Origin of the sequence: Streptomyces sp. NRRL S-337 (genome assembly GCF_000720175.1) — a bacterium.
Taxonomy (GTDB): domain Bacteria; phylum Actinomycetota; class Actinomycetes; order Streptomycetales; family Streptomycetaceae; genus Streptomyces; species Streptomyces siderophoricus.
In genome coordinates this window covers 86174-100540 of the sequence record NZ_JOIX01000005.1, presented here as the reverse complement: position 1 = coordinate 100540, position 14367 = coordinate 86174, and the positions used below count along the sequence as shown (strand labels likewise).

General features: G+C 73.9%; 13 protein-coding genes. 8 read left to right on the top strand and 5 right to left on the bottom strand.

Annotated features, from left to right (window positions below; genetic code table 11):
• The first annotated feature begins 173 nt into the window (after nt 1-173).
• Nucleotides 174-818, top strand: coding sequence for an RNA polymerase sigma factor (locus IG62_RS0106555; protein WP_030798595.1), 645 nt, complete (start codon nt 174-176; stop codon nt 816-818).
• Between the two features lie 2 nt (nt 819-820).
• Nucleotides 821-1582 carry a hypothetical protein gene (locus tag IG62_RS0106550; protein WP_030798592.1) on the top strand — a complete coding sequence of 254 codons (762 nt, stop codon included), beginning with the start codon at nt 821-823 and terminating at the stop codon, nt 1580-1582.
• A gap of 23 nt (nt 1583-1605) precedes the next feature.
• Here IG62_RS0106550 and IG62_RS0106545 read toward each other — a convergent pair whose 3' ends face one another.
• From IG62_RS0106545 to IG62_RS0106535, 3 genes are read right to left on the bottom strand one after another with little or no spacing between them, the layout of a single operon-like run.
• On the bottom strand, nt 1606-3165 hold the full coding sequence (locus IG62_RS0106545) for an aldehyde dehydrogenase family protein (protein WP_030798589.1): 1560 nt from the start codon (nt 3163-3165) through the stop codon (nt 1606-1608).
• 36 nt (nt 3166-3201) lie between these two features.
• Nucleotides 3202-4638, bottom strand: a complete 1437-nt coding sequence (locus IG62_RS0106540; RefSeq protein WP_051797693.1) for a 2-oxoadipate dioxygenase/decarboxylase family protein — start codon at nt 4636-4638, stop codon at nt 3202-3204.
• A gap of 44 nt (nt 4639-4682) precedes the next feature.
• A complete protein-coding gene (locus IG62_RS0106535) occupies nt 4683-5879 on the bottom strand; it encodes an NAD(P)/FAD-dependent oxidoreductase (protein WP_030798582.1) in 1197 nt (398 codons plus the stop codon).
• A gap of 294 nt (nt 5880-6173) precedes the next feature.
• Here IG62_RS0106535 and IG62_RS0106530 point away from each other — a divergent pair, with 294 nt between their 5' ends.
• Nucleotides 6174-7367, top strand: a complete 1194-nt coding sequence (locus tag IG62_RS0106530; protein WP_037837879.1) for a sialidase family protein — start codon at nt 6174-6176, stop codon at nt 7365-7367.
• Between the two features lie 9 nt (nt 7368-7376).
• On the opposite strand, the gene IG62_RS0106525 is transcribed toward IG62_RS0106530, so the two are convergent.
• Nucleotides 7377-7784, bottom strand: a complete 408-nt coding sequence (locus IG62_RS0106525; protein ID WP_374102747.1) for an STAS domain-containing protein — start codon at nt 7782-7784, stop codon at nt 7377-7379.
• Between the two features lie 292 nt (nt 7785-8076).
• Between IG62_RS0106525 and IG62_RS0106520 the strand changes: the two genes are divergently transcribed.
• The 5 genes from IG62_RS0106520 to IG62_RS0106500 all read left to right on the top strand — a co-directional run bounded on the left by IG62_RS0106520 (nt 8077) and on the right by IG62_RS0106500 (nt 13206).
• A complete protein-coding gene (locus tag IG62_RS0106520; protein WP_030411226.1) occupies nt 8077-8838 on the top strand; it encodes a DeoR/GlpR family DNA-binding transcription regulator in 762 nt (253 codons plus the stop codon).
• Nucleotides 8839-8993: 155 nt separating this feature from the next.
• The gene (locus tag IG62_RS0106515; RefSeq protein WP_030798576.1) at nt 8994-10373 is read left to right on the top strand and encodes an ABC transporter substrate-binding protein; all 1380 of its coding nucleotides are present in this window, start codon (nt 8994-8996) and stop codon (nt 10371-10373) included.
• On the top strand, nt 10354-11337 hold the full coding sequence (locus tag IG62_RS0106510; RefSeq protein ID WP_030798573.1) for a carbohydrate ABC transporter permease: 984 nt from the start codon (nt 10354-10356) through the stop codon (nt 11335-11337). The genes IG62_RS0106515 and IG62_RS0106510 overlap by 20 nt, the downstream gene beginning before the upstream one ends.
• The gene (locus tag IG62_RS0106505; protein WP_030798571.1) at nt 11334-12182 is read left to right on the top strand and encodes a carbohydrate ABC transporter permease; all 849 of its coding nucleotides are present in this window, start codon (nt 11334-11336) and stop codon (nt 12180-12182) included. The genes IG62_RS0106510 and IG62_RS0106505 overlap by 4 nt, the downstream gene beginning before the upstream one ends.
• Nucleotides 12183-12213: 31 nt before the next feature.
• Entirely contained in the window at nt 12214-13206 is a 993-nt protein-coding gene (locus tag IG62_RS0106500) for a zinc-dependent alcohol dehydrogenase family protein (protein ID WP_030798569.1), read from the top strand.
• Between the two features lie 14 nt (nt 13207-13220).
• On the opposite strand, the gene IG62_RS0106495 is transcribed toward IG62_RS0106500, so the two are convergent.
• Nucleotides 13221-14234, bottom strand: a complete 1014-nt coding sequence (locus tag IG62_RS0106495; protein ID WP_030798567.1) for a DUF5937 family protein — start codon at nt 14232-14234, stop codon at nt 13221-13223.
• Nucleotides 14235-14367 lie beyond the last annotated feature (133 nt).

The following is a 14367-nucleotide window of genomic DNA, read 5'->3' as shown; positions in this document are numbered from 1 at the left end:
GCCATCGTCATGGGTAGTCATATGAATACGCAGCGGAAGATTTTTGCGCCCCTCGTGCCACAAACGGGCCCTGTTTCCGGTTCATTGGAGGGTGAGGGCAAACCGCCCTCCCGCTGTCCTCGGGACCCCGCCACCCGGTCAGCGGCGCACGGCAAACGGAACGAGGACTGCTCGTGAGCGCAGACCGGGACCGACTTCTACCGGCGTGCGCCCCGGCGCACACCCTCATCACGGAGTTAGCCGCGCTCCCCCGGTGCCCGCTTCCGCCTGTCACACCGGCCCGGTCCGACCGCCAGCTGTCCATAACCTTCGAGGCGTTCCTCGCGACCCATGCCCGCAAGTGGCTCACCTACGCCTATCTGCACACGGGCAGCGAGCCCGCGGCCCGCGAGGTCGCGCTCGCCGCCTACGAGCAGCTCGGCCGGCTGTGGCCGCACGCGCTGCGGCAGGCGTCGGTGGAGGCGTACGCCTGGTCGGTCCTCAAGGAGCGGGTGGTGGAGTGGCTCTACGACCACCAGCAGCCCACCGCCCTCACCGAGACCGCCGCCTTCGCCGTGGTCACCCATGCCCTGCTGCGCGAGTGCCAGCAGCAATTCGCCATGCTGGAAAGCCAGTTGGGGCTGTACGCGGCGATCGCCAGACTGCCGGAGCGGCAGTGCGACGTGATCGTGCTCCGGCACGTCATCGGCTACAGCGACGCCCAGATCGGCGCCCTGCTCGGCGTCGACGAAGTCACCGTCCGCTCCTACGCGAGCCGCGGCAAGCGCAAGCTCGCCGCGGCGCTCGGAATCGATCAGGGAAATCCCAGGGGGAACTGACCATGTCGCACACCCATTCCACCGGGCGGCGGGAGACCGTTGAGACGCTGCTCAGCGCCGCCGCCGCGGTCGCCGGGACCGACGGACCGGCGGGGCTGTACGGTCTCGGCGGGCCGACGCCGCCCGGCGGCCCCCGCCGGATCGGCGTCCCCGTACCGGCGGGCGCCCTCGCGGCGGACGGGGCCGGGCCGGCCGGGCTGCCGGTCCGGGCCGACCGGGCGGCGCCGAGCGGCTATCCGAGTACCCGGGACGAGGCCACCCATGAACTCCAGCTGGCCTGTGCGCTGGTGGTGAACGCCGCGGCGGCCGCGGCCAGCCTGGAGCGGCTGGTCGACGACCACCACATCGACCCCGAGGGTGCGCTGGTCTTCGCCTGTCTGCTGCACATCACGGGCCGCACCGACGCGGCGCACTTCTGGTGGCACTTCGGCGCCGGCGCCGGCAGCCGGACCGCCGCCTACTGCCTGTACCTCTCGCACCGCCGCAACGGCGAATACCGCGACGCCGCGTACTGGCGGGAGCAGGCCGCGCACGGGCCCGATGAGGAGCGTCCCTCGGTGGCCGCGTTCGACGAGAAGCAGCTGCTCCCGGACGCGGCCCGGCACAACCTCCTGGTCCAGTGGCACAGCGGGCTCGCCCCCACCCTGCCGGCCGCCCTGGAGCACGTGATCAACCAGCTCGTGGTGGACAGCGACGACGAGGACTTCGGCGAGATCCCGCGCCCCTCCCCCACCCTGGTCCGGGACCTCGGCCGGACCTGGTAGCCGGGCGGCCGGCCAGGCGGTGGTCACCCGAAGCTGACACCCTGGGCAAGCGGGAGGTCCGTCGAGTAGTTGACGGTGTTGGTGGCCCGGCGCATATAGGCACGCCAGGCATCGGAGCCGGACTCGCGGCCGCCGCCGGTCTCCTTCTCCCCGCCGAAGGCGCCCCCGACCTCCGCCCCCGACGTGCCGATGTTGACGTTGGCGATCCCGCAGTCGGACCCGTCGGCGGCGAGGAAGCGTTCGGCCTCGCGCTGGTCGCGGGTGAAGATGCTGGAGGACAGCCCCTGCGGCACGTCGTTGTGCAGTGCGAGCGCCTCCTCGAAGGTGCGGTAGGTCAGGACGTAGAGGATCGGCGCGAAGGTCTCGGTGCGGACGATCGCGTTCTGTTCGGGCATCCGCACGATCGCCGGGCGCAGGTAGGCGGCCTCCGGGGCCTCGTCCGCCAGGCACCGCTCGCCACCGGTCAGCAGCTTGCCGCCGGCCCGCTGCGCGGCGGCCAGCGCCTCGGACATCGCCGTGCGGGCGGCGGGGCCGATCAGCGGGCCGACCAGGGTGGCCGGGTCGAACGGGTCGCCCAGCGGCAGCTGTTGGTACGCACGGACGATCCGCGTGAGGAAGCGGTCGGCGACGTCCTCGTGGACGATCAGCCGCCGCAGCGTCGTACAGCGCTGGCCCGCGGTGCCGGCGGCGGAGAAGACCACGGCGCGGACGGTCAGGTCCAGATCGGCCGACGGGGTGACCACGGCCGCGTTGTTGCCGCCGAGTTCGAGCAGGCAACGGCCGAACCGGGCGGCCACCCGGGGCGCGACCTCGCGGCCCATGCGGACCGAGCCGGTCGCGCTGACCAGGGCCACCCGCGGGTCGTCGACCAGGTGCTCCCCGCAGTCCCGGGCGCCGAGCAGCAGCCGGTGCACCCCGGCGGGCGCGCCGGTGTCGGCGGCGGCCCGCGCGAGCAGCGCGTCGCAGGCCAGCGCGGTGAGCGGGGTGAGCTCGGACGGTTTCCAGACCACCGGGTCGCCGCAGACCAGGGCGATCGCGGTGTTCCAGGACCACACGGCGACCGGGAAGTTGAAGGCGGAGAGCACACCGACCACGCCGAGCGGGTGCCAGCTCTCGGAGAGCCGGTGGCCGGGGCGTTCGCCGGCGATGGTGCGGCCGTAGAGCTGCCGGGACAGGCCGACCGCGAAATCGCAGATGTCGATCATCTCCTGGACCTCGCCGAGCGCCTCGGAGCGGATCTTGCCGGCCTCGATGGTGACCAGGTCGGCGAGGTCCTCCTGATGGGCGGTCAGCAGCGCGCCCAGCCGCTTGACGAGCGCCCCGCGCCGCGGCGCGGGCACCGTGCGCCACTCCTGGAACGTCCGGTGCGCCTCGGCGACGGCCGCGTCGATCTGCTCCGGCGTGGTGGCGGCGAGGTCGGCGAGGAGGCCGCCGGTGAGGGGCGTACGGGCCGGGAGGGTCTTGCCGGAGGCGGCCGCGACGGCGTCGAGGTCGGCGCCGCAGCGGCGGAGGGCGGTGGCCGCGCGGGCGCGCAGCGCGGCGGTGTCGGGGAGCCGGGGGCCGGCGGGGGTGGCGGCGGGCATGTCGCGCTCCTGGGGTGAGAAGGGGCGAAGGGGCGTTCAGGGGGCGGGGACGGGTTCCGCGTCGATCAGTTCCCCGTGGTCCAGGGCGCGTAGCGCGGCACCCGCCCGGAGGGTGAACAGCGCCTGCCGCAGCGAACGGTCCTGCTGCCCGGCGTAGAGCGCGTACGGGTCGGCCACCGGGCGGCCGATCGCCCCGGACAGCCGGTCGGCGTCGAAGGGTGCGCCGGCCAGCTCCGCGTCGTGGCGGCCCGCCCCGGTGAGGTTGGAGCGGAAGATGCCGGCGGCGGAGCGCGGCAGGAAGTCCTCGTAGACGATCGGGTGGGCGGTGAGCCAGCCGTGGGTGAGCAGGCCGGCCAGGTCGGCGGGCGGGCGCCGGCCGTCCCGGGGGCGCGCGGGCTCCGGGCGGTAGGTGAAGAACGCCAGGTGGGAGACGGCGAGTTGGTGTTCGGAGCCGGGGAAGCCCTGGAGCCAGAGGCAGCGGGCGGTCCGCTGCCGGTCGGCGCCCGGGCGCAGTGCCGTGCGGCGGTCGGTCTCGGCCATGAGGTGGTCGTAGCGGGCCCGGCCGGCGCGGGTGAGCGCGATCCCGCGCGCCTCGACCTCGCCGAACCGGACGCGCAGTGCGCCGCGGGTGAGCCGGCCGTCGGGCTCGCGGAACGTCCGGGTCTCGGCCAGGGCCCGGAAGGAGGTCTGGCGCAGCAGGACGTCCGGGCCCTCCCAGCGCGGGGGTCCCTGGATCCGGTCGATCATGGTGATGCCGCGTTCGCCCATGCGGCGGTGGAGGGCGTCGATGTCCAGGACGCGCGGGGTGAGGTGGTTGAGGTGGGTGGTCGTCACCCCGCCGATGTCGGCGGCGACGGCACAGACCCGTTCCAGTTCGGTGTACCAGGCGCGGTCGACCGGCTCCGGTGAGAGGGCGAACGCGGCGGCCGCGAGGGTGAGGAAACGTTCTGCCTGGGGGTCGGGGAGCCCGCCCCCGGCCTCGGCGCGGGCGGCCAGGGCGAGGAGTTCGGGCGGGAAGAGCTGCCGGCGGGCGAGGAAGGCGTCGAGCCGGGCGGCGAGGTCCGGGCCGAAGAAGCGGCGGTCGGAGGTGGTCAGGAGGGAGGTGAAGACCCGGAAGGGGTTGCGTTCCAGTTCCTCGGGGTCGGTCGGCCGGAAGGCCGTGGAGACGACCGGCACCGCGCCCTCGCCGGCGTCCCGAAGGTCGTAGAAGCCCACCGGGTGCATGCCGAGCGCCGCGAAGACCTGGGCGGCCTGCCGGAGTTCCTCCGGTGTGCCGACGCGGATGGCACCGTGCCGTTCCACGCCGACCCGGCCCGGGCCGCCGAGCCGGCCGGCCTCCGGGTCGCGGGCCGCGACCTCGTCGTTGATCTGCCCGGTCACCTCCAGCAGCGTGGTGTACGCGGGGACTTCGGTGCCGTACATGCCGGACAGCCGGCGGGCGAACGCGGCGCGCAGTTGCCAGGTGGGGACCATACGCAGCTCCGGGGGGACGGGGACGGGACGGGTGCCGGGCGGGGTCAGATGATGTGGGCCTCCGGGCGGGCCGCGGGCGGCGCGCCGCCGTCGAAGCGGGTCGCGGCGAGCGGGCCGATGTCAAGGAACGGCTCGCGGCCCAGGTAGAGGTCGCGGACGAGTTCGCCGACGGCCGGGGCCTGGAGGAAGCCGTGGCCGGAGAAGCCGGTGGCGTACAGGAACCGGCAGGGGCGGCCGGCCTCGCCGATCAGCGCGTTGCGGTCGGGGGTCATCTCGTAGAGGCCGGCCCAGCCGTCGGCGACCGGGAGGCGGGCGAGGTCCGGGGCCCGGCGGGCCGCGGCGGTGCGCAGCGGGGCCAGCCATTCGCGGCTGAACTCCCGCCCGAATCCCGGGGGTTGGCGGGGGTCGGACAGGCCCATGAGCAGGCCGCCGGCGCCGTCGTTGTGGAAGTAGAGGGTGGAGCCGAAGTCGAGGGTGAAGGGGATCCGGGGCGGGGCGGGGTGCAGCGGGCCGGTGAAGGCGATCTGCCGGCGCAGCGGGGTGACCGGGAGGGCGACCCCGGCCAGCGCGCCGACGGCCCGGGACCAGGCGCCCGCGCAGCAGACGACGGTGGAGGTGCGGACCGTGCCGTGCGGGGTGTGCACGGCACGGATCACGCCGTCCGCGGTGTCGACGGCGGTGACCGGGCAGCGGGTGCGGACGGTCGCGCCGAGCCGGCGGGCGGCGCGCAGATAGCCGGCGACCGCGGCGCGGGGCAGGGCGTGGCCGTCGGTGGGTGAGTAGGCGGCGGCGACGATGCCGCGGGGGTCGACGTAGGGGCACAACTCCCGGGCGGCGCGCGGGCCGACGATGCGGCTGGGGACGCCGTGCCGGTTCTGGGTCTCGACGCCCTCGGTGAAGACGGCCAGTTCGCGGTCGTCGGCGAGGAGGAAGAGGTAGCCGACGGTGGTCAGGCCGATGTCGGCGCCGGGCCGGCGGGTGAAGTCCCGCCAGGCGGCCAGGCTGCGCAGGCCGAGCCGGATGTTGAGCGGGTCGGAGAACTGGGCGCGGACGCCGCCGATCGGCTTGCCGGAGGACCCGGACGCGGGCCGGTCGCGCTCCAGCAGGAGCACCCGGCCGACGCCCGCCTCGGCCAGGTGGAAGGCGATGCTCGCGCCGATCACCCCGCCGCCGACGATCACCACGTCGGCCCGTTCCGGGAGGGGCTCTGCGGCCGTCGCCGGTGCCGCGGTGGAGGCCATCCGGTCCGCCTTCCCGTGTCGAGGTGCGGGAGCCGGTGCCGGTCGGGCACCGGTGGTGCAGAGGATGACGGGCATGCCGTCGCGCGTCCATGGGGCGGGCGGTGGACGCGGTGTCCCGGGTTCCGGAACTGCCGGGTTCCCGGTCCCAGGGTTCTGGGCGGGGCGGGGTTGCGCAAGGTGGCCGGCTGCTCCGGGCGCGCGGTCCGGTCACCCCGACGGGGCCGGTCGGCGCGCCCGCCGGGACGCCCTCGCGCAGGCTGGAGCGGCCGCCGTCGTGTCCGCCTGGAGGTCCCGGTGCCCGCAGCCGCCCGCTTCCGCACGCTGGCCGTGCTGCTCGCCGCGGGGGTCGGTGCTGCCCTGCCGGCCGCGCCGGGGGTCCCCGCCGCCGTGCCGGTCCCGGGAGCCGGCCGAGGGGCGCTGTTCGAGACCACGGATCTGGCGGTGTCCGGGCAGGGCGCGCACACGTACCGCATTCCCGCGCTGGCCACGCTGCCGGACGGCACGCTGATCGCGGCGTACGACCGGCGGAACCACAGCGCGGCCGATCTGCCGGGCGACGTGGACGTGATGGTGCGGCGCAGCGTCGACAAGGGGCGCACCTGGAGCGCGCCGCGGGCGGCGGTGGACTACGACGGCGGGGTCGGTGCCGGGGACCCGAGCCTGCTGGTGGACCGGACGACCGGGCGGATCTTCCTCTTCCACGCGTACGCGCCCAAGGGGGTCGGCTTCGGCACCGCGGGCACCGGCAACGCGCACGACAGCACCTCCGTGCTGCACACCGATTACAGCTATTCCGACGACGGCGGCCGCAGCTGGCGGCACCGCCGGATCACCCGCGCCCTCAAGGACCCGTCCTGGCGCGGCATCTTCGCCTCGTCCGGTTCCGGCAGCCAGCTGTCCGGCGGGCGGCTGCTGCAGCAGTACGCGTTCCGCAAGGCGGACGGCAGCATGTGGGCGGCGAGCGCGTACAGCGACGACCACGGGGCGACCTGGCGGCTGGGGACGCCGGTGGGGCCGCGGATGGACGAGAACAAGACCGTCGAGCTGGCCGACGGGCGGGTGCTGCTCAACAGCCGCACCACGAGCACGCCCCGGCGGCTGGTCGCGCACTCCCGGGACGGTGGGCTGTCCTACAGCGCCCCGGCGGCCGACGACGAGCTGCCCGACCCGGCCAACAACGCCTCGATCCTGCGGTACGACCCGGCGGCCCGGGCCGGCCGGCCGCGGGCGCACTGGCTGCTGTTCAGCAATACGGCGAGCGCCCGGGCCCGGGAGAACCTCACCGTGCGGGGCTCGTGCGACGACGGGGAGAGCTGGCCGGTGTCCCGGACCGTGGTGCCGGGGCCGGCCGCGTACTCGACGCTGACCCGGCTGGCGGACGGCACGTTCGGGCTGCTCTACGAGTCCGGCCCGTACCGGAAGATCACCTTCGCCCGGTTCAACGGGGCGTGGCTGGGGATGCGCTGCCCGGGGCCGTCACCCGGGTGAACCGCCGCTTCACACGGACGGGTCCTCGACGGCGGGCGGCCAGGCCGGGCGGGCGCCGTCGGGGACGGCGGCCAGCGCATGGCCGACCGTCGGGTAGCAGGAGAAGACGCCCAGGGACTGGGTGCCGACCAGCAACCGGAGCATCCGTACGCCGAGGGAGGCCAGCAGCAGCCGGCCCTCCAGGCGGCGGCAGAGCCATTCCAGGGCCAGCAGGCAGCTGAGCCCCCGGGAGTCGCAGAAGCGCAGGGCGGTCAGGTCCAGTACGAGGAAGCGGTGGCCGGCCGAGACCACCGACCGCGCTTCGGCGAGGAACGCCTGCTCGGTGCGGAGGTCGAGTTCCCCGCTGACCCGCAGCACCGCGCACTCCTCCGCCTCCACGACCGAGGTGACCGCCAACGACCGCATCTCCGAGCTCATGCCGTCCAGACTATGCGGCGCTGCGGCCGGCACCACCGCTCCGGGCGGCCGGATCCGATCGGGCGGCCGCGGTGGGCCACGGGCACCCCACAGGAGCGGTACGGGCAGCCGCCCGGGGCCCCGGCCGGTGCAGAAGCGGTCCGGAGCGGGCAAAAACGGGCAGTTTTTCTGTCCCGACGGGCAGGACTTCGGTCGGCCCCGGTTGCTATAAACCTGATGCGGGCGGAAACGGGCAGGCCCGTGACCGAACGGAAGCCACCGGAAACCACCGGACACCGGGCAGGAGTGAGCCATGAGGGCCGAGGAACGCCAGCACCGCATCCTCGCGCTGGCCCGGCAGTCCGGCCGGGTCGAGGTCGCCGACGCCGCGGCCGAGTTCGGCGTGGCCCGCGAGACGGTCCGCCGCGACCTGAGCGAGCTGGAGCGCCGCGGGCTGGTCCGGCGGACGCACGGGGCCGCGTACCCGGTCGAGAGCGCCGGTTTCGAGACCACGCTCGCCCGGCGGGAGACCCAGCAGGTGGCCGAGAAGCGGCGGATCGCCGCGGCGGCCGCGGAGCTGGTCGGCTCCGCCGAGACGGTGTTCGTCGACGAGGGCTACACCCCGGAACTGGTCGCCATGCTGCTGCCGACCGACCGCCCGCTGACCGTGATCACCGCCTCGCTGCGAACCGCGTCCCTGGTCTCCGCCGCGGAGTCCGCCACCGTGCTGCTCGCCGGCGGCCGGGTGCGCTCCGGGACGCAGGCGACGGTGGGGTCCTGGGCCCGCGACATGCTCTCCCGGTTCGTGATCGACCTGGCGTTCCTCGGGGCGAACGGCGTCTCCCGGGAGCACGGACTGACCACCCCCGACCCGGCGGTCGCGGAGGTGAAGGAGCAGGCCGTCCGCTCCTCGCGGCGGCGGGTGCTGGTCGGGGTGCACAGCAAATTCGGCGCCAGCAGCTTCTGCCGGTTCGCCGAGGTCGGCGACTTCGACACGATCGTCACCGACGCGGGGCTGTCCGCGCCGGAGGCCCACCGCTACTCCCTCCTGGGGCCGCAGGTGCTCCGGGTCTGACCCAAGGCCCGGACCGAACCGGTCCGCACCACACCACCAGCCGCCGCCGAGGCCGCACCCGCACCGCGGGCCCTCGTGCGGTTCCCCCGCCGTGCCTCGGCACGACTTCGTATCCCCGACATGCCGACATGCAGTGAAAAAGAGAGGTATGAGCCGTGCGAGCACGATCCCCCGGGCCACGCCGCGGCCCCCGCGCGGCAGGGCTCACCGCCCTGACCCTGGCCCTGTCGCTGTCCACCACCGGCTGCTACCGCGGCGCCGGTGACGCCGGCAACGACGGCGCCGACACCCTGAACGTCCTGATGGTCAACAACCCGCAGATGGTGGATCTGCAACGGCTCACCGCCGAGCACTTCACCAAGGAGACCGGCATCAAGGTCAACTTCACCGTGCTGCCGGAGGACGACCTGCGCGACAAGATGAGCCAGGACTTCTCCAGCCAGGCCGGCCAGTACGACGTGGCCAGCGTCAGCAATTACGAGACCCCCATCTACGCCCGCAACGGCTGGCTGGCGGAGCTCGGCACCCGTGCCGGCAAGGACCGGACGTTCGACCAGAACGACATCCTCCCGCCGCTCCGCAGCTCCCTCACCGCCGCCGACGGCAAGATCTACGCGGAGCCGTTCTACGGCGAATCGTCCTTCCTGATGTACCGCAAGGACCTGCTCAAGGCCGCCGGTCTGACCATGCCGGCCCACCCCACCTGGCACCAAGTGGCCGCGCTGGCAGCCAAGTTGGACGGATTCCGCAAGGGCATGAAGGGCATCTGCCTGCGCGGCCAGCCCGGCTGGGGCCAGCTGGCCGCCCCGCTGACCACCGTCGTCAACACCTTCGGCGGAACGTGGTTCACCAAGGACTGGAAGGCACGGGTCGACAGCCCGGAATTCACCCGGGCCACCCGGTTCTACGTCGATCTGGTCCGCAAGCACGGCGAGGCGGGTGCCCCGCAGGCCGGCTACACCGAGTGCCTCAACGACATGCAGCAGGGCAAGGTCGCCATGTGGTACGACGCCACCGCCGGCGCCGGCTCCCTGGAAACCACCGGCTCCAAGGTTGCCGGCAGGATCGGCTACGCCCCCGCGCCGGTCGAACGCACCCGCAACTCCGGCTGGCTCTACACCTGGGCCTGGGGCGTGCAGAAGGCCAGCACGCACCAGGACGCGGCCTGGAAGTTCATCCGCTGGGCCTCGGGCGCCTCCTACGAACGGCTGGTGGGCCGCGAACTGGGCTGGTCGAGGGTGCCCGGCGGAAAACGGGCCTCGCTCTACCGCAACCCCGACTACACCCGGTCCGCCGGCGCCTTCGCCGCGGCCACCCGGCACGCCATCGGCTCGGCCCGGCCCGGCGACCCCGGCGTCCAGCAACGCCCCGCCCCCGGGATCCAGTTCGTCGGTATCCCCGAATTCTCCGACCTCGGCACCAAGGTCTCGCACGAGATCAGCGCGGCCATCGCCGGCAAGCAGAGCGTGCCCGAGGCCCTTACCGCGAGCCAGCGACTGGCGCAGGAGGTGTCCGATGCCTACGCAGACCACTGAGCCGGCCCGCAAGGCCGCGCGTCCGGGAGCACCGCCGGCCGGCGGACCGGTCGCCCGCGCCCGCCGCGCCGGGCGGGCCAAGGACTGGGCCCGGCGCGCCCCGCTCCTGCCCGCCCTGGTCTTCCTGATCGTCGTCACCCAGCTCCCGTTCGTGGCGACGGTGGTGATCTCCTTCACCCGCTGGAACGCGCTGGCCCCCGACCACCGCGGCTTCGCCGCCCTCGCCAACTACCGGGCGGTCTTCACCGATCCGGCACTGCGGTCCTCGGTGGGCACGACGGTGCTGCTGACCGTGACCGTGGTGCTGGTCAGCCTGGCGCTCGGGCTGGGCCTGGCGCTGCTGCTGGACCGCGGCTTCCGCGGCCGCGGCATCGTCCGGACGCTGCTCATCACCCCGTTCCTGGTCGTCCCGGTGGCCTCCGCGCTGCTGTGGAAGCACGCCCTCTACAACGCCTCGTACGGGCTGATCAACGGCTCGCTGACCTGGATATGGGGACTGTTCGGCAGTGACAACGCACCGCAGCCGGACTGGATGACCGACGTGCCGCTGGCCGCCGTCGAGGTGTCGCTGATCTGGCAGTGGACACCGTTCATGATGCTGATCCTGCTGGCCGGGCTGCAGAGCCGGGCGACCGACGCGGTCGAGGCGGCCCGGATGGACGGGGCCTCCGCCTTCGACATCTTCCGCTACCTCACCCTGCCGCATCTGCGCCGCTACCTCGAACTGGCCGCGCTGCTGGGCACCGTCTACGTCGTCCAGAACTTCGACGCGGTGTTCACCATCACGTCCGGGGGCCTGGGCACCGCCAACCTCCCGTACACCATCTACCAGACCTTCTACCAGGCCCACGACTACGGACGGGCGTCCGCGCAGGGCGTCGTCGTGGTCGTGTGCTCCCTGCTCGTGGCGACCTTCGCGCTGCGTACCGTCTCGTCCCTGCTGCGCGAGGAGGTCACCCGATGAACCGCGCACCCCTGACCCGGCGCCCACGGCGGACCGGGAGCCTGCTGGGCCTGGCGGCCTGGCTGTGCGGCATCGCCTTCTTCCTGCCGGTCGCCTGGATGGTGCTGACGTCCTTCCACAGCGAGGCGGACGCGGCGACCAACCCGCCGAGCGTCGGCGCGGGGCTGAGCCTGCACGGCTACCGGGAGTTCTTCGGCGCGGACAGCGGCGTCAGCCCCTGGCCGCCGCTGCTCAACTCCCTGACGGCATCGGTGGTTTCCACCCTGCTCGTGCTGGCGCTCGCCGTCCCGGCCGCGTACGCCCTGGCCATCAAGCCGGTGCGGAAGTGGAGCGACGTCCTCTTCTTCTTCCTCTCCACGAAGATGCTGCCGCTGGTGGCCGGGCTGCTGCCGGTGTACCTCGTCGCCCAGAACACCGGGCTGCTCGACAGCATCTGGCTGCTGGTCATCCTCTACACGTCGATGAACCTGCCGATCGCGGTGTGGATGATGCGGTCTTTCCTCGCCGAGGTGCCGGTGGAGATGCTGGAGGCGGCCTCGATCGACGGTGCCGGGCTGACCACCACGCTGACCCGCATCGTGGCCCCGGTCGCCCTGCCCGGCATCGCCGCGACGGCGCTGATCTCCTTCATCTTCAGCTGGAACGAGCTGCTGTTCGCCCGGGTCCTGACCGGGATCGTGGCCGGCACCGCGCCGGTGTTCCTGACCGGACTCGTGACCAGCCAGGGCCTGTTCCTGGCCAAGGTGTGCGCCGCCGCCACCGTCATCTCGCTCCCGGTGCTCGTCGCCGGGTTCGCCGCCCAGGACAAACTCGTCCAGGGCCTGTCGCTCGGAGCCGTGAAATGACTCGCGGCCGTGCAACGAAGGGAACCGTGAAATGAAGGCCGCACTGATCAGCGCCCCCGGCAAGGTCGAGGTCACCACCGTGGACGACCCCACCCCCGGGCCCCGCGAGGTCGTGGTCCAGGTCGCCGCCTGCGGGCTGTGCGGCACCGATCTGCACATCCTCCAGGGTGAGTTCGCGCCCACCCTGCCGGTCGTGCCGGGCCACGAGTTCGCCGGTACGGTCGTCGCGACCGGCAGCGCGGTCACCGAGCTCGCCGAGGGCGACCGGGTGGCCGTCGACCCCTCCCTGTACTGCCACGAGTGCCACTACTGCCGGATCGGCCGCAACAACCTCTGCGAGCGCTGGGCCGCGATCGGGGTGACCACGGCCGGCGGCGCCGCCGAGTTCGCCGTGGCACCGGTCGCGAACTGCGTCAAGCTGCCCGACCACGTCCGCACCGAGGACGCGGCCCTGATCGAGCCGCTGTCCTGCGCGGTCCGCGGCTACGACATCCTGCGCTCCCAACAACTGGGCAGCCAGGTGTTGATCTACGGGTCGGGCACGATGGGCCTGATGATGCTGGAGCTGGCCAAGCGGACCGGTGCGGCCGGCGTGGACGTCATCGACATCAACCCCGAGCGGCTGGCCACCGCCCGCACGCTGGGCTGCAGCAACGCCGCCGGCTCCGCCGACGAGCTGGACCGGCCGCGCGGCTGGGACGTGGTCATCGACGCCACCGGCAACGAACGCGCCATCCAGGACGCGCTCGGCCGGGTCGGCAAGGGCGGCACGTTCCTCCAGTTCGGCGTCGCCGACTACGCCGCCCGCGCCGTCATCGAGCCGTACCGGATCTACAACCAGGAGATCACCATCACCGGCTCGATGGCCGTCCTGCACAGCTACGAACGCGCCGCGGAACTCTTCGCGGCGGGCGTCCTCGACCCGGAGGTCTTCATCAGCGACCGCCTCCCCCTGGACCGCTACGCCGAGGCGCTCGGCCGGTTCCGGGCCGGACAGGGCCGCAAGATCCAGGTCTGCCCGTAGGAAGCGTCCCGCCCTCACTCCGGCAGGCGTGCCGGCGCGAGCTCGCCGTGCAGCAGCGCGGTGCCGAGCGGGGTGAGGGCATGGACGACGCAACCGCCGTCGCGCCGGCTGCGGGCCAGGCCGGCGTCGCGCAGCGCGCTGACGTGCTCGCTGGCCGACGGCGCGGAGACCCGTAGGCGGCGGGCGAGTTCACCGGTTGTGGCGGGCGCGTCGAGGGCGGCGAGGACCCGGGCCCGGGTGCGGCCGAGCAGGGCGGACAGGGCCTTTGGGCGGCAGCCGCGGGGGGCGGCCGGCGCCCAGCCGGTCGGGTGTTCCACCGGGTGGACGAGGACCGGCGGCAGGCCGGGGTCGGCGAGCGCGATGGGCCGGCGCCAGCAGAAGTGGGACGGGATCAGCCGCAGCCCGCGGCCGCGCAGATGCAGCTCGCGCTCGCAGGGATAGTCCACGGACAGCACCGGCGGATCCCAACTCGCGGAGGGACGCAGGGAGTTGAGCATGCCGTCCACCCCGCCGCGGCAGAACGCGCGGGTCCGGGTGGCGCGGTCGCAGCCGACCGTGGCGGCCACCTGTGTCCAGTCGGGCGCGACCACCGCACGGTGCACCTCCTCAAAAGCGGCGGCCAGTTCGTCGAGCGGCTGCCGGCTGCCCGCGGCCAGCGCACCGGTCCAGCGCGGCAGCCGGGCCGGCAGCGCGGCCCGGGCGGCCTCCGCGACCAGCCGTTCGGCGGGCGTGGCGCGGAGCGCCGCCAGGCCCGCGGCGAGCCCCTCGCGGGCCGCGTCGGGGGTGAGGAAGTCCGGGAAGTAGCGGGCGCCGGCCGGGGCGAGGACGCTGATCAGCCGGGCGGCCCGGGCCAGCCCGCGCGCGTCCAGCTCGCGCCGGGCCCGGGACCGCCAGGCCGCGTACACCGGCACTGCGGGACCGGCCGGCACCAGCTGGTGCATCGCCAGCACCGTTTCCCAGAGCGGATCGGGTTCCGCGGCGATCTGCACCCGCGCGACGTCCCGGTCCTCGAAGTGGATGCGCAACATGCGGCCCCCGCGGCATGCTCATGACCCCGTTGCGGGAGCCCTGTGTTCCGGGCCTCCCCCGGGCCCCGCCGCCAGCCTGCCGGGCCGGGGACGGGGTGTCCAGGGCGAGGGGCGGCCGGGCGTGTGCACAGGT